The sequence below is a fragment of the Cohnella sp. genome (assembly GCF_041641335.1).
Lineage (GTDB): Bacteria > Bacillota > Bacilli > Paenibacillales > Paenibacillaceae > Cohnella.
The window spans coordinates 16,165-30,747 of the sequence record NZ_JBEPYQ010000086.1 but is presented as its reverse complement, the minus strand read 5'-3'; the positions used below and the strand labels follow the sequence as shown (position 1 = coordinate 30,747).

13 protein-coding genes are annotated in these 14,583 nt (G+C 61.1%); 2 read left to right on the top strand and 11 right to left on the bottom strand.

The window, feature by feature from the left end; all coding sequences use genetic code 11:
- From ACESLM_RS23625 to ACESLM_RS23605, 5 genes are all read right to left on the bottom strand, one after another.
- On the bottom strand, positions 1–640 hold a 640-nt coding region (locus ACESLM_RS23625), incomplete at its 3' end, for a discoidin domain-containing protein (RefSeq protein WP_372635117.1).
- A gap of 72 nt (positions 641–712) precedes the next feature.
- On the bottom strand, positions 713–3,088 hold the full coding sequence (locus ACESLM_RS23620; RefSeq protein ID WP_372635114.1) for a discoidin domain-containing protein: 2,376 nt from the start codon (positions 3,086–3,088) through the stop codon (positions 713–715).
- Between the two features lie 48 nt (positions 3,089–3,136).
- Positions 3,137–4,045 (bottom strand): carbohydrate ABC transporter permease, encoded by a 909-nt coding sequence (locus ACESLM_RS23615; RefSeq protein ID WP_233162485.1) that lies wholly within the window; start codon positions 4,043–4,045, stop codon positions 3,137–3,139.
- Between the two features lie 70 nt (positions 4,046–4,115).
- Positions 4,116–5,474: an ABC transporter substrate-binding protein gene (locus ACESLM_RS23610; protein ID WP_372635111.1), complete on the bottom strand. Its 1,359-nt coding sequence runs from the start codon at positions 5,472–5,474 to the stop codon at positions 4,116–4,118.
- 116 nt (positions 5,475–5,590) lie between these two features.
- On the bottom strand, positions 5,591–6,427 hold the full coding sequence (locus ACESLM_RS23605) for a carbohydrate ABC transporter permease (RefSeq protein ID WP_372635108.1): 837 nt from the start codon (positions 6,425–6,427) through the stop codon (positions 5,591–5,593).
- Positions 6,428–6,659: 232 nt separating this feature from the next.
- On the opposite strand from ACESLM_RS23605, the gene ACESLM_RS23600 reads away from it, so the two are divergent.
- Both ACESLM_RS23600 and udk read left to right on the top strand, forming a co-directional pair.
- On the top strand, positions 6,660–8,585 hold the full coding sequence (locus ACESLM_RS23600) for a beta-N-acetylhexosaminidase (RefSeq protein WP_372635105.1): 1,926 nt from the start codon (positions 6,660–6,662) through the stop codon (positions 8,583–8,585).
- A 139-nt stretch (positions 8,586–8,724) separates the two neighbouring features.
- The gene (gene udk / locus ACESLM_RS23595; RefSeq protein WP_372635103.1) at positions 8,725–9,339 is read left to right on the top strand and encodes a uridine kinase; all 615 of its coding nucleotides are present in this window, start codon (positions 8,725–8,727) and stop codon (positions 9,337–9,339) included.
- Between the two features lie 60 nt (positions 9,340–9,399).
- Here udk and gcvH read toward each other — a convergent pair whose 3' ends face one another.
- The 6 genes from gcvH to ACESLM_RS23565 all read right to left on the bottom strand — a co-directional run bounded on the left by gcvH (position 9,400) and on the right by ACESLM_RS23565 (position 14,569).
- On the bottom strand, positions 9,400–9,789 hold the full coding sequence (gene gcvH / locus ACESLM_RS23590) for a glycine cleavage system protein GcvH (protein ID WP_372635100.1): 390 nt from the start codon (positions 9,787–9,789) through the stop codon (positions 9,400–9,402).
- A 54-nt stretch (positions 9,790–9,843) separates the two neighbouring features.
- Positions 9,844–11,301 carry an aminomethyl-transferring glycine dehydrogenase subunit GcvPB gene (gene gcvPB / locus ACESLM_RS23585; RefSeq protein WP_372635098.1) on the bottom strand — a complete coding sequence of 486 codons (1,458 nt, stop codon included), beginning with the start codon at positions 11,299–11,301 and terminating at the stop codon, positions 9,844–9,846.
- Positions 11,298–12,653, bottom strand: coding sequence for an aminomethyl-transferring glycine dehydrogenase subunit GcvPA (gene gcvPA / locus ACESLM_RS23580; protein WP_372635095.1), 1,356 nt, complete (start codon positions 12,651–12,653; stop codon positions 11,298–11,300). Before gcvPA ends, gcvPB begins: the two co-directional genes overlap by 4 nt.
- Positions 12,650–13,774 carry a glycine cleavage system aminomethyltransferase GcvT gene (gcvT, locus tag ACESLM_RS23575; RefSeq protein WP_372635093.1) on the bottom strand — a complete coding sequence of 375 codons (1,125 nt, stop codon included), beginning with the start codon at positions 13,772–13,774 and terminating at the stop codon, positions 12,650–12,652. The genes gcvPA and gcvT overlap by 4 nt, the downstream gene beginning before the upstream one ends.
- A gap of 119 nt (positions 13,775–13,893) precedes the next feature.
- Positions 13,894–14,214, bottom strand: a complete 321-nt coding sequence (locus ACESLM_RS23570) for a hypothetical protein (protein ID WP_372635090.1) — start codon at positions 14,212–14,214, stop codon at positions 13,894–13,896.
- 25 nt (positions 14,215–14,239) lie between these two features.
- Entirely contained in the window at positions 14,240–14,569 is a 330-nt protein-coding gene (locus tag ACESLM_RS23565; RefSeq protein ID WP_094043024.1) for a helix-turn-helix domain-containing protein, read from the bottom strand.
- Positions 14,570–14,583 lie beyond the last annotated feature (14 nt).

Genomic DNA, 14,583 nt, shown 5'->3' with positions numbered 1-14,583 from the left:
GACCGTTCGGCGTTCGCGGAACGATCGCGCTGCCCGGAATTTCGCCTTCCCGGTTCCACAAGAAGGCAACCGCCGCCGGGTCCGGACGGTCGCCGTCCAGCAAAGCCAGCGTATTATTGATCATGACGGTGTTTTTGCGTTCGTCGGTCTGCTCGTCGACTGTACCGATGAAGGTGTCCCCGAACAGGAACAAGGTTCGGGTCTCCGCCGCGCGGCCCGGCGCTTCCACGCCGTTCAGCGGAATCGAATAGATGCCGTCGGAGCCCGTCCAGCCCTCTTTTCTATGAAACAGCCGCGTCCACTCCTCGTCCGGCTCGGCCGCAAAACCCACTCCGGCCAGGAAGGCTCCCGCCTCCCCCTTCGTCCTGACGTATCTCGCGTGCGGTACGCTCTCCGGCCGCTGCGGATCGCCCGGCTCCGGGGCGGAGAATGGCGTCCAATCCTTGCCGTTGAGAGAAAGTTCCGCTCCCCCAAGAGGGCCGTCACCGTCGCTTCCGCGGATTTCGCCAAGCGGGTACGTGGCACCGAAATCGTAAATCGTCCATTTTCCGTCCGTTCCTTCTTCCGCGCCCCAGCTTTGGACGACCGGTATCGGGTCTCCCTTGCGCCACGGGAGGCGCGTCTCGTGTTCGTCATTCATGGTCTCAAGCACCTCCTGATCTTTGTTGTATCGCCGTATTTCGTATGAGGTTTCCGTCTCATCCCGCTCCCGTCAAGATGGAGGGGAAAGCTCCCGCAAGCGAATCCAGCGGGGCCGATAAATATCGGCGTTGTTCGCGTTCGCCGCCAAGCTCGTCGAATTGACGTTGTAGGTGACGAGAAGCTCGCCGTCCTTGGACAAATGAGGGTGCGCCTTCGCGTTGTACGTCACGATGTCCTGCCCCTCCGCCAGCTCCGGAGTGTGGTAGATCGGCGTCAACGGAGCGAACGGACCGAACGGCGAGTCTCCGACCGAATACGCCACAAGTCCGCTGATCGAATCCTTCTCGCAGACGAGCACGTACTTTCCTTTCCACCGTCCCCAAGTCATCGGGGTCACGCTAAGCTCCGGAGAAACTCCATCCAGCAGTTCCGCGGCGTCCTCGATCCGCTCCGACCAGCCGGCGCCGTCCCAGAAACGCCACTTCGCGTCGTCAGCAATCGATGCGGGCAACGTTCGGGCGACGGTCAGCCGCTTGACGCCTTGAGCGTCGATCTTATAGCCGTACACGTAGATGTAGCCATCCGAATCGGGCGCTTCCGCCTCCGCCGTGTTGTCCAGAATGCCCGCTCCGAACGCGATCTCCCCGCCGTCCGGCAGCCGTCTGAAGAGGCCGGTATCCTCTTGCGTCAACGCCGCGTAATCCGGGCCGCTCTCCATCATCGGCACGGAGATCCGGGTCACGCCGCGGGTCGCGAACTGGAAGCCGGGCGGCTGGGCCGGGTCCTTCGTCATCAGCAGCGGGAACACAATCAACTTCCCGTCGCGGACGATGCCGTCCTGAAGCCAGTACCAGCTTCCCGGCATCTCGGCCGCCAGCGGCGTATGCGGCGTAAACAGGGACAGATCCGCCGACTTCGGCACCCACTCGAACCGGATGGCGTTCGGGTCGGGCTCCCCGCCGCTTAACACCGCAATGGAGTTGTTAACGATCGCTCCCGACTCCCTTGCCCGCGATACCGGATTCGCTTGTCCGGAATAGGTGTCGCTGAACAGAAACACGGTTTGCGCGTCGCCGTCGGCGGAGCCGGGACGCTCCGAGCCGCCGACCGGAACGGAGAAGATGCCGTCCGCTCCCGTCCAGCCCTCGTAACGGCTGAACAGCCCCGTCCACTCCGGCTCCGGCTCGGCGGCCAGCCCCGCTCCGGCGAAGAAGCGCAGCTCGCTGAGCCCGTAAAGCGGCTGCCCGTTCTCCTCCGCGCCCCAATTGCCTTCGCCCGCTCCGCCCTGCGGAACCAGCTTCACGTAGCGGGCCGAAGCGTCCCCGAATCGCACCGGTCCGCTCCCGCCCTCCAAATTCGTCGCCGCGAGCCGCGCGGAGCCGTCCGCCCGGGCCAGCCGGTACGGATACCCGTCACCGCGAAGCTCGGTCCAGTCCGTTCCGTCGATCGAATAATAGATGGCGACGTCTCTCACCCCGGCTGCGGCGGGATCGCCGTCGACCTTCCCCGCTTCCGCGGCGTTGTAATTCCAAATCCGCATCTCCCCGAGCGGGTAGGTTCCGCCGAGATCGACCTTGAGCGCCGGCGCTTCTCCGCCGCTCCCCGGTGCGAGCCACATCGTGCGGGCGTCGCTGCCGTGCAGGCCCTCTTGCCCGCCTCCCGCAAGCATGCCGTACCGGTTGACGACATTCTCCGGACGGGAAGCCGCTTCGTCTCCGGATGAGTCGGATGCGCCGGCCGGATCGATTCTCCCTCCGTATGAGACCTCGCCGGCATAGCGGTAAAAGCGAACCTCCGCCAAGCCGAAGACGCGCTCGTCCCGGGAGGACCAATTGCCTTCGCCGGGCTTCTCCGCCGCCTCCAGCCTGACGTAACGCGCCGGCGCGCCGCCGAACCGCAAGGGGCTTGCCTCCCCGTCGTCCAGGTTCGTCGCGGGCAGCCGCGCGGAACCGTCCGCCTTGGCCAGCCGGAACGGATACCCGTCTCCCTTCCACTCGTCCCATGTATCTCCATCCGCCGACAGATAGAGGCTTACGTGCCTCAATCCGCGCTCGGTTAGCGGCGCGTCCGGCGAATTGTTTTCGTTGTCGTTGTAGTTCCAGATCCACATCTCCCCGAGCGGCTCCACCCGTCCCAAATCGAAGGTCAGGACGGCCGTTTCGCCCGGCTTCGTCTCGGCGCACCACATCGTGCCGCTGCGGTTGCCATGAGCATGCGAGCGCGCTTCCGCGCCGGACATACCCGACTGATCCGCCGCGCGGCGAGCGAAGCAGCCGTTCGTCTCGGCCCCCGTCGCGGACGCTACTGCTATATAGGCACCGCGATTCGACTCAGCCTCTGCGGGCTGCTTCCCGCCGGACGGCCAGAACGCCCCTATCGCGGCGGCAAGTGCCAGAACGAACACGGAAGCGCACGCGAAGATGCCGATTTTCGTGCTTCTCTTCATCGGGGCAACCCCATTTCCGCCGGACCGATTCGCGCCGCCCTTCGCAGGCTATTTCGAATCGGCTCCTTCGTAATAAACCCACTTCGAGCTCGTCTTCAGAATGACGAGCGTCAGCGCCATCGCGATGAGCAGCAGCACCCAGGCAAGCGCCGAAGCGTAGCCCATCTGCAAATCCTTGAACGCCTTGTTGTACAGGTACAGCGCGTAAAACATCGTCGAATTGTTCGGGCCGCCGCCCGTCATGATGTACGCTTGGATGAACACCTGGAAACCGCCGAGCACGCCCATGATCACGTTGAAGAAAATGGTCGGCGTCAGCATCGGGATCGTAATGTTCCAGAACTGCCGAAGCTTGCCCGCTCCGTCGACGATGGCGGCTTCGTACAAGCTTCTCGGGACGCCCTGCAGCCCCGCGAGGTAGATGATCATCGTGCCGCCTACAGCCCACAGATTCATCAGCACCATGGAAGGCTTAGACCAGAGCTCGTCGGTCAGCCAGCCCGGCCCGACGATGCCGAAGTTCGCCAGGAACGTGTTGATCAGGCCGAAGTTGCCGTCTAGAATCCACTGCCAGAGCAGCGCCACGGCCACGCCGGACACGACGCTCGGCAAAAAGTAAATCGTGCGGAATACGCGGATGCCGAACGCCTTCTGGTTCATCAGGACGGCGACCAGCACGCCCAGCACCGTGTTCAGCGGCACGCTCAAGGCGACGTAATACAGCGTGTTGCCCAAGCTCTTGTAGAAGAGCGGGTCCTGGGTGAACATGAACTTGTAATTCAGCAGGCCGACCCATTTCGGCGGGCTGTAGATGTTGTAGGAGGTGAAGCTCAAATACAGGGAATACAAGATCGGAAAGCCCATAAACACGAGAAACCCGATCAGACCCGGCGAGAAAAACAGATAACCGTTCAGCGCTTCCTTGGTGCTTAATTTCATCGGGCGGCGTGCTTGCACGGAATCGTACCCCTTTCTTGGCGTTTCGACCGTCCGCCCCTGAAGGGCGGACGGCGAAACCGAAGCTCTGTCATTGCGTCTTCGCGAAGTTGGCGACGGCATTCTCGGCGTCCTTCTGCGCTCCGTCCAGGAATTCCTTAGGATCCTTGCCGGAGTTCAGCACCGCCTGCTCGACCGGATCGAGATTACCGTGCCAGGACGGCATCGCCTCGATGTATTCGATGAATCTGGAATGCTCCATCTGATCCACGATCATTTTCCAGTTCGGATCGTCCATAAACTTCGGATCGGTGGCCGCCTTCATGTTGGAGACGAGCGAGCCGGACGCCTCGTGAATTTGCACCTGCACCTCCGCGCTGGTCAAAAACTTCATCAGTTCCCATGCCGCCGCGGCGCGCTTGTCGTCCTTGTTGTTGACGAGCTCCAGGCTGAAGCCCGCGGACCAGCTGGCCGGATTGGCCTTGTAAGGAATCGGAGCGACGCCGAAGTCCAGATCGGGCGCGCGGGTCTGGATCTCGCTGTACAGGTTGTTCACGTCGACGATCATCGCCGCCTTGCCCGCGATGAACGGGCTGAAGCCGAGCGCGCTCGCCTGAGAGTTGAACGCGGACATCGCTTTGACGCCGTATTTGTCCTGAATCTTTTTCTCCCATTGCAGCGCTTCGAGATTTTGCGGCGAATTGAAGGTCGGCTTGCCCTCGTCGTCCCAGAAGTCGCCGCCGTTCGTCCAGGCCAGCGTCCAGAAGTGCAGGTTGCCGAGCGCCGGGGAGAAGCCGATGACGTCCAGCATCTTGTTGTCGTTCCACTTGGTCAGCTTGTCGGCGTACTGCTCCAGCTCATCCCAGTTGGCCGGAGGCGTGTTCGGGTCCAGACCGGCGTCCGCGAACATTTTCTTGTTGTAGTACAGCACCCGCACGTCCGTATCGTTAGGCATACCGTACATTTTGCCTTCGTACTTCATCCGGTCGACGAGAACCGGGAAGTAGTCGTCCAACTGCACGCCGTCCCGGGCGATGAACTCGTCGGTGCTCAGAATCGCTCCCGTCTTGGCGCGGGAAGGCACCGTGCTCGTATCGTTGAGCGCCAGGTCCGGGCCGCTTCCGGCCGCCATCGCCGTGGACAGCTTCGTCCAGTAGTCGAAGAAGTTGACACCGAGCTGCTCGACGGTGATGTGGGGATTCTTGGCCTGGAAATCGGCCAGCAATTGGTCCGTCAGTTCCTTCATCGGCCCGTCCGTGTAAATGTGCCAGTACGAAATGGTAACGGGGTCCTGGTTCGGCGCTTCGCTGGCCGGAGCGGAAGCCGACGGCGATGCGGACGCCCCTTGGGACGCAGGCTGGGTTTCGTTGTTGTTTTTGCTGGAACAAGCGGACAATGCGGACAGCGACAGCACGGCGGAAAGCATAAGGATAAAGCCCTTCTTTTTCATCTTTGTCGTGACCTCCCATAGGAATGGTTCGAATTTTTGCGTTGCGCCAAGCCTGATCGGATTACCTTGCCTAAACCCGCATCACCCCTCTCGCGTCGGCGGGGAATCCCCGCATGTTAGCCTTTGACCCCGGTCAGCGTCACGCCCTCGATAAAGTAGCGCTGGAAGGAGAAGAATAGAGCCAACGTCGGCAGCATGACGAGCAGGGAAGCCGCCATCATGACGTTCCAGCGCGTGCCGTACTGCTGCTGGAAGCTGCGAAGCCCGAGCATCAGCGTAAACTTGTCCGGATCGTTCAGGTAAATCAGAGGGCCCTGGAAATCGTTCCAGACGAGCGTGAAGGTGAAAATTCCGAGCGTCGCTAACGCGGGCTTCGACAGAGGCATGAAGATTCTCCACCAGATGTACCCTTCGGAGCACCCGTCGATTTTGGCCGCCTCGCTGAGCTCTTTCGGGATCGTCATGAAAAACTGCCGCATCAGGAAGATGTAGAAGGCGCTGCCGAAGAAAAACGGCACGATCAGCGGCAAGTAGGTGTTCACCCATCCGAGCTCCTTGAACAGAATGAACAGCGGAATCATCGTGACCTGGCCCGGAAGCATCATCGTAGCGAGCAGGAGGACGAACCAGACGTCTCGCCCCGGCCACCGAAGCCTCGCGAACGCATAGGCGACGAGCGACGAGGACAATATGGCGCCGATCATGGACATCCCGGTAATGAGCACGGTGTTCCACGTATAACGCAGGAACGGGAACGATTCCACCGCTTTGCGGTAATTGTCCCAATGGACCGGCTCGGGAATCCACTTCGGCGGAATCTCGAACAATCCCGTATCCCCTTTCAGGGAAGTGGACAACAGCCAGACGAGCGGCAGGATAAACGCCGCGCTTCCGGCCAACAGCAGCGTGTATACGACGATCCGATGGAATAGGCCTTCCGATTTCAACGTCATGTGTTCGATCTCCCATCTCTTGTGTATCCGCTTACAACTCGCTTTTATTTTACGGCTCCCGCGCGGCTTTCGTCTTTTTGAATAGACGTCTCGTTTTTATAAAATCGAGACATCGTCGCGAAGAGGCTTTCATTCGCCCCTATCTATTTTTTACCTCCTCTTCCCACTTAAACAATATAACGTTATAATGTTTTTATTTGGGTTATCTTATTGCGATTCGGGAGGAACCGGTATGAAATTGCGTGTGGAGGGCCAGGTCGAACGCCTGCTGCCCGGCATCAACCTCTTGGCTTCGGAATTAGGCATCGAATTGCGGGAAGACGGAATTCCCGTGCGCGTAGAAACGTCTCCGGCCGCTGACGAACTGGAAATCGGCTTGGAGGACGGACAGGGATACGTGCGTTACGGGAAGAAGCATCAGTTTTTCCGCGGACTCGGGTTGTTCGTTCAGCACGGCCGCCAAAGCGGCTCGTTCCGCCTTCGGGAGCAGCAGCAATTCGATCTGGTCGGACCGATGTTCGACTTGTCCCGCAACGCGGTTCTGACAGTCGACAGCTTCAAGCTCATGCTGAACAAGCTGGCCTTGATGGGAATGAACACGGTCATGCTGTATATGGAGGATACGTACGAGGTTCCAAGCGAGCCTTACTTCGGATATATGAGGGGGCGCTATTCGCATGCGGAACTGCGGGAAATCGACGATTACGCCGACCTGTTCGACATTGAAGCGTTCCCGAGCATCCAGACGCTCGCCCATCTCGAGGAATTCCTGAAATGGCAGACGGTCTGGCATTACCGGGATACGAAAGGCGCGCTGCTGGTCGGGGAGGAACGCACGAACAAGCTGGTCGAGAACCTGATCGAAGCGGCCAGCGCGCCTTTCCGCAGCCGTAAAATCCATGTGGGCATGGACGAAGCGGAAGAGCTGGGCCGGGGAAAATATTTGGACAAAAACGGCTACGGCAGCCGCTTCGACATGATGGCTTCCCACCTGGACACGGTGCTCTCCGTCACTCGCCGACTCGGTCTGAAGCCGATGATCTGGAGCGACATGTTCCTGAAGCTGGCCGTCGGCAACGCCGGCACCGAGAGCAATTACTACGACGGAAACACGACCATTCCGGAAGAAATGGCGCAGCGCATTCCGAAGGACGTCGACATGGTGTACTGGGACTACGTTCATACGGAACCGGAGCACTATGAGCGAGTGATCGCCAATCACCGTCCGCTCGGCTGCAATCTCGTTTTCGCGGGAGCGGTGTGGATTTTCAATACGTTCGGCGTCAACTACGGCTTGTCGCTCGGAGCGACCGACGTCGCGCTGACGGCCTGCAAGAAAGAAGGCATCCGCGAAGTATACGCGACGATGTGGGGCGACGACGGCAACGAGAGCAACCCGTTCGCGGCGCTGCTCGGCCTTCAGTTGTACGCGGAGCATGCCTATACGGAAGGCAAGCCGACGCAGGAATGGCTCGCGGAACGGGTCAAGCTGTGCACGGGAATCGAGGCGGACGCGTTCCTTCAGATCAAGTATTTGGACGAGACGCCGGGATCGGAGCCCAACAACAGCAAACAGAGCAATCCGTCCAAATTCCTGCTGTATCAAGACGCGCTGCTCGGTCAATTCGACAAGCAGATCGAAGGGCTGGAGCTGAACGCCCATTACGAATGGCTGGAGGCGCAAATTCGCGCCCGCCGGTCGCCGGACGCTCAGCTCGATTACTTGTTCGACGTGCCGGAGAAGCTGAGCGCCGTGCTCAAGCTTAAGAGCGAGACCGGCATCGGGTTAAAACGCGCTTACGACGCGAAGGACAAAGAAGCTTTGGCGCATGCGGCGACGTTTGAGCTGCCCGCGATCGCGGAGGCAGTGCGGGAGCTGAGAGCCGCTCACCGCACGCAGTGGCTGCGCATGTTCAAGCCGTTCGGCTGGGAGGTGCTGGACATTCGCTACGGCGGCGTCGTCAACCGGCTCGAGACCGCCTCGGCCAGACTGCTCGACTACGTCGAAGGACGCATCGGCGGAATCGAAGAGCTGGAGCAGGAACGACTGCTCTTCAACGCGACCAACCGGTTCAACCACAAGGGCATCGGCTGGTGCAGCTACTACTACCGCATGGCTTCTCCGAACGTGTTCTTTCACGTGATTAATCCTTTCTAGGATTAATCTTGCATGGCCTAAAAGCCTCCTCCGGCATCGCCCATCGCCGTGAAGAGGCTTTTTCGTCATGGTGAAAATCGGGAGCAACTATGCTAAAATACGGTGTTTGCATCATCACGCTCAGGAGGCTTGAACCGCCATGCTGATCATCGGCATCGCCGGAGGCACCGGCTCCGGCAAAACGACGGTAGCCCGCTCCGTCATCGAACGGCTCGGCCCGGACAAAGTGACGTTTATTTCTCAGGACAATTACTATAAAGATCATGCTCATCTGAACGCGGAGGAAAGACGGGCGATCAACTACGACCATCCCCTCGTCTTCGATAACGAGCTGCTGATCGAGCATCTCGGCCTTCTTCGCGCCGGACAAGCCGCCTACGCCCCTGTCTACGACTTTGCGGCCGACGGCAGATATCCCGATAGGACGGTCGAGCTTAAGCCCAACGGCATCGTCATCATCGAAGGGCTTCACGTGCTGTCGGACGAGAAGCTGCGCGCGCTGCTCGACATCAAGGTGTTCGTCGATACCGATCCGGACGTGCGCATCCTGCGCCGGGTGCTTCGCGATATCGAGGAGCGCGGGCGGTCGATCCAGTCGATCCACAAGCAATATTTGACGACGGTGAAGCCGATGCACGAAGCGTTCATCGAGCCGTCCAAAAAATATGCCGACATCATTCTTCCCGAAGGGGGAAAGAACGAAATCGGCATCCAGATGTTGACCGTGCTTACGGAGAAATACTTGGGCGGCTGACGGCGGGCGTCGGCGCGGCATCGCCTTCTTCACTTCCGACGCCGATGCCGCCTCCGCCCGCTACGCCAGATGCTCCCGGTAGCCCTCTGCGGTCAGCAGCCCCTCGAAGGCTTCCTCGACGTCGCCGTCCAGCTCCACCTCGATCATCCAGCCGCCGTCGTAGGGCTCGCCGTTGACGAGCTCGGGGCGGTCGACCAGACTTTCATTGACGGCGGTAACGGTGCCGCCGACCGGGCTGTACAGCTCGGAGACGGTCTTGACCGATTCGATGGAGCCGACGCTGTCTCCGGCGGCGACAACCGTCCCCGGTTCCGGCAGCTCGACGAACACGATGTCGCCTAGCAAGCTCTGCGCATAATCCGTAATTCCCGCTCTGACAAGCTTCTCTCCTCGCTTCTCCGCCCATTCATGTTCCCGGCTGTACGCCAGCCCTTCCCTGACCTCGCTCACCGCATCGCCTTCTTTCCCTAGGGCGTGTATGCATACACGCCCTAGCAATTTGATTCACCCGCAAGAGCAATTCAGCACCGGCTTGCGCGCCGCCGTCGCTTCGTCCAGCCGTTTGACGATCGTCGTATACGGCGCATTCAGAACGAGCTGCGGGTCGGTCTCCGCCTCCTGGGCGATCCGGATCATCGCGTCGATGAACGCGTCGAGCGTCTCCTTGCTCTCCGTCTCCGTCGGCTCGATCATCATGCTCTCCTCCACGTTAAGAGGAAAATAAATCGTCGGAGGATGGCAGCCGAAGTCGAGCAGTCGCTTCGCCACGTCCAGCGTACGTACGCCGAACGCTTTCAACCGCTTGCCGGACAGTACGAATTCGTGCTTGCAGACGCCGGGAAACGCCACGTCGAAATACGGCGCGAGCCGGTGCATCATGTAGTTGGCGTTCAGCACGGCGCATTCGGACACGCGGCGCAAGCCTTCCGGCCCGTATGTTCGAATGTATGCGTAAGCGCGGACGAGAATGCCGAAGTTGCCGCAGTAGGCTTTGACCCTGCCGATCGATTGCGGACGGTCTCCGTCCCAATAAAACGTGCCGTCCGCCCGCTTGCCGACGGTCGGTACCGGCAGGAACGGAAGGAGCTTGCTCTTCACGCCGACCGGCCCCGCCCCCGGACCTCCTCCCCCGTGCGGGGTGCTCATCGTCTTGTGCAAATTCAGGTGCACGACGTCGAAGCCCATGTCGCCGGGCCGCGCGATGCCCATGATGGCGTTCGAATTGGCGCCGTCGTAATAGAGCAGGCCGCCCGCCTCGTGCACGATGTCGGCGATCTCGACGATGCGCTCCTCGAACAGCCCCAGCGTGCTCGGGTTCGTCAGCATAAGCGCGGCCGTGTCGCCGTCAACCGCGGCCTTCAGCGCCTCGAGATCGACCATGCCCCGCTCGTCGGATTTCAGCGTGACCGTCTCGAATCCGGCGACCGCGGCGCTGGCCGGGTTCGTGCCGTGGGACGAGTCGGGCACGATCACCTTCGTCCTCCGCTCTCCCCGGCTCTCGTGATACGCCCGGATCAGCATCAGTCCGGTCCACTCCCCGTGAGCCCCCGCCGCCGGCTGCAGCGTCACGCCGTCCATGCCCGTCAGCGCGGCCAGGTCGCTCTGGAGCGTATGCAGCAGCTCAAGCGCCCCTTGGACACTGCTCTCCGGCTGATAGGGATGGATCTTGGCGAAGCCGGGAAAGCGGGCAACGTCTTCGTTCAGCTTCGGGTTATACTTCATCGTGCAGGAGCCGAGCGGATAGAAGCCGTTGTCCACGCCGAAGTTGCGGCGGGACAGCTCCGTGTAGTGCCGGATGACGTCGACCTCGTACACTTCCGGCAGCTCGGCCGGCTTGGCGCGCAGCATGTCGGCGGGAATAACCGAGGCGGCGCCGAGCTCCGGAACATCGCACTCCGGCAGCGAGTAAGCGACGCGCCCCGGCCGGCTCAGCTCGAAAATAAGCGCTTTGTCCGGTTTCATAAGACCGCCTCCATTTCGCGGAAGAAGCTCTCGATCTCGTCCCGCGTTCTTCGCTCGGTTACGGCGACGAGCAAATGTCCGTCCAGCTCGGGGTAGGCCGCGCCCAGATCGTAGCCTCCGATGAAGCCGGCCTTCAGCAGCTTCTCGTTAACAGCCCCAATCTCCGCCCCCTCCGGCAGCTTGACGACGAATTCGTTGAAGAACGGCGCGGAGAAAGGCAGGGACAGCTTGCCGCCGGCCGCCGCAAGAGAGGAAGCATAATGAGACTTGCGCACGTTAAGCAGCGCCGTCTCCCTGATCCCTTCCTTGCCCATGACGGACAGGTAGACGGACGCGCAGAGCGCCAGCAAAGCCTGGTTGGAGCAGATGTTGGACGTCGCCTTCTCCCGGCGAATATGCTGCTCCCGCGCTTGCAGCGTCAGCACGAAGCCGCGCCTGCCTTCCGAGTCGACCGTCTGGCCGACAATGCGCCCGGGCATCCGCCGCATCAGCGGCTCCGTGACGGCGAAGAAGCCGCACGTCGGGCCGCCGAACGACGCCGGGATGCCGAGCGGCTGCGCGTCTCCGACCGCGATGTCCGCGCCCAGCTCTCCGGGCGATTCGAGCATTCCGAGCGACAGCGGGTTCACGCTGAGCACGAGCAGCCCTTTGCGCGCATGGATGAGCGGCTCGATCGCGCGAACGTCCTCCAGACAGCCGAAAAAATTCGGCGTCTGCACGAGCACGGCGGCCGTATCGCCGTTAATCGCCGCCTCCAGCCCGGCCAAGTCGGTCGTTCCGTCCGGGGCGCAGCCTGCCTCGACGATCTCCAAGCCCAGCCCCCGCGCCGTTACTCGCAATATTTGGCGCGCTTCCGGATGAACCGTGCGGGAGACGACGATCCGTCTCCGCTTGGTCGCTCCAGCGGCCAACGCGGCGGCTTCCGCGAGCGCGGTCGCTCCGTCGTACATGCTGGCGTTGGCGACTTTCATGCCGGTCAGCTCGCATACGTACGACTGAAATTCGAAGATCGCCTGCAGCTCGCCCTGGCTGATCTCCGGCTGGTACGGCGTATACGCCGTGTAAAACTCCGAGCGGGAGACGATATGATTCAGGACGACGGGGATGTGGTGATCGTAAATGCCCGCTCCGAGGAAGCAGGCGTGCTCGTCGAAATCGGCATTCCGGTCCGCAAGTCTGCGCATATGCTTCAGCAGCGCGGCCTCGTCGAGCGCGCCGGACATCGGCAGACTGCCTTCATATCGGACCGAGCGGGGAATGTCGCGAAACAGCTCTTCGACGGACTCCGCTCCGATCGTCCGCAGCATCTCGGCTTCGTCTTGCTCCGTCATCGGCAAATATCGATGCTTCATTCCGGCTTCGCTCCTTCGCTTGCATGATGCGGTCTGCGATAGAACGGCGTTCGGACGACGACGGCCCTCAGCCGCTTGCCTCGAATCTCCACTTCCACTTCCGTGTCGGGCGCGGCATAAGCCGTTTCCAGCAGAGCCAGGCCCAGGCCGCGCTTCAGCGTCGGCGAATGCGTCCCCGTCGTCACTTCGCCGATCCGCCGCCCGCCGGCATAGACCGGATAGCCGCCGCGCGGAATGCCGCGATCGAGCAGCTCGATGCCGACCAGCTTGCGCCGCAGCCCCTCGCGCTTCTGCCGCTCCAGCGCGTCCCGACCGACAAACGGCTTGCCCAGCTTGACGAACCGGTCCAGTCCCGCCTCCAGCGGCGTAATCGCGTCAGACAACTCATGGCCGTACAGCGGAAGCGCCGCCTCAAGGCGAAGCGTGTCCCGGGCGCCCAGCCCCGCGGGCAGCAGGCCGTCCGCTTCCCCCGCCCGCAGCAACTCCCGCCACACATGCGCGACATCGCCGGCCTCCAGGCAAATCTCGAAGCCGTCTTCGCCGGTATACCCGGTGCGCGACACGAGCGCCCGCCGTCCGCCTACTTCCGCCGCTTCTAGGAAGCGGAAGGGCCGGAGCCGGGCGATCTCCTGGTCGGCAACACGGGACAGTACGGAGGCTGAGGCAGGCCCTTGCAGCGCTAACAGCGCCTTCGAATCGGACAGATTCTCCAGAACGACGTCCCCTGTCAGATGCGCCGCCAGCCACGCCCGGTTCTTGTCGATATTCGAAGCATTCACGACGAGCAGATAGCGGTCCCGAGCCAGCTTGTAGACGAGCAAATCGTCCACGGTCCCCCCATCCGGATAACACATCAGACCATACTGAGCCTGCCCTTCCTGCAGCCTGGAGACGTCGTTGGTCGTCATCCTTTGCAACACATTTTCCGCCTGCCGGCCCGAGACCAGAAATTCCCCCATATGCGACACGTCGAACAGTCCCGCCCTCTCGCGCACCGCCTCGTGCTCCCTTTGGATGCCGGAAAACTGGACCGGAAGCTCCCAACCGCCGAAATCGACGCACCGGACGGCCGGAAAATCCGCGTATAACGGAAACAGCGGGGTCCGTCTTAGCTCTCCCATTCCATCACCTCCCCACCAATATATTCAGCGCCAAGCCTGTCCTGATCGGACAACGCAAAAAATCCCCCGTTAAGGGGGACAGGAGGGGAATCGGCATGCTCATCCGTCTTGCGGCACGGTTATTGTATGCCTCTATAATGGCCGGCATCGTGCCAGTAAGCGAGCGTAAACGCCAAATCGTCCGTCAGAATGTCCAGCATCTCTTGGAGCGGCCCTACGACCGGGACCAATTGCCACTTGCCGCGATGGTTGGCGATGGTCATCACGTATTCCTGACGACCGTCCAGTCGGGTCAGCACGGCGCGTATCGCCTCTTCCTTCGGCTCCATAGAGAAAATGATCAGACTGCGTCCTTGCGAGCGAACGCTCAAATGCGTCAATCCCATAGCTTGCAGCTTGTTCCGGATAAAGCCGAGCGAAATTTTCAGATCCAGATCCAAGGCTGGCGCCTCCTTACGAATGATGTTATCCCTCGTAATCGACGATCGGCTTGATGATCTGCGCGATCAGCTTGATCTTCTCAGGCGAACATCCTTCCAGCATGTCTATGATCTCATTGCGCATGTAATCCTCGTTCGATGTATTCGCGCCGCGCAAAATATAGTCTGCGGATGTCTCCAAAACCGCGCATATTTTATCCAGGTTGTTCAGATTGACCGGAGTCCGTCCTCTTTCGATCTTGCTGATGTAAGCGTTCGACACGTCCAGAGATTCCGCGAGCGTCTCTTGCGTAATTCCTTTCTCTTCCCTGGCCTTCCTGATCCGATTGCCGATTACCGAGTAGTCGAAGCCCAATGTTCATCACCCAA

What these genes read in the sequence shown, in the direction of transcription:
- ACESLM_RS23620 (WP_372635114.1), bottom strand. Translation starts at nt 3,088, where the DNA reads ATGAAGAGAAGCACGAAAATCGGCATCTTCGCGTGCGCTTCCGTGTTC.
- ACESLM_RS23610 (WP_372635111.1), bottom strand. Translation starts at nt 5,474, where the DNA reads ATGAAAAAGAAGGGCTTTATCCTTATGCTTTCCGCCGTGCTGTCGCTG.
- ACESLM_RS23605 (WP_372635108.1), bottom strand. Translation starts at nt 6,427, where the DNA reads ATGACGTTGAAATCGGAAGGCCTATTCCATCGGATCGTCGTATACACG.
- ACESLM_RS23600 (WP_372635105.1), top strand. Translation starts at nt 6,660, where the DNA reads ATGAAATTGCGTGTGGAGGGCCAGGTCGAACGCCTGCTGCCCGGCATC.
- udk (WP_372635103.1), top strand. Translation starts at nt 8,725, where the DNA reads ATGCTGATCATCGGCATCGCCGGAGGCACCGGCTCCGGCAAAACGACG.
- gcvPB (WP_372635098.1), bottom strand. Translation starts at nt 11,301, where the DNA reads ATGAAACCGGACAAAGCGCTTATTTTCGAGCTGAGCCGGCCGGGGCGC.
- gcvPA (WP_372635095.1), bottom strand. Translation starts at nt 12,653, where the DNA reads ATGAAGCATCGATATTTGCCGATGACGGAGCAAGACGAAGCCGAGATG.
- gcvT (WP_372635093.1), bottom strand. Translation starts at nt 13,774, where the DNA reads ATGGGAGAGCTAAGACGGACCCCGCTGTTTCCGTTATACGCGGATTTT.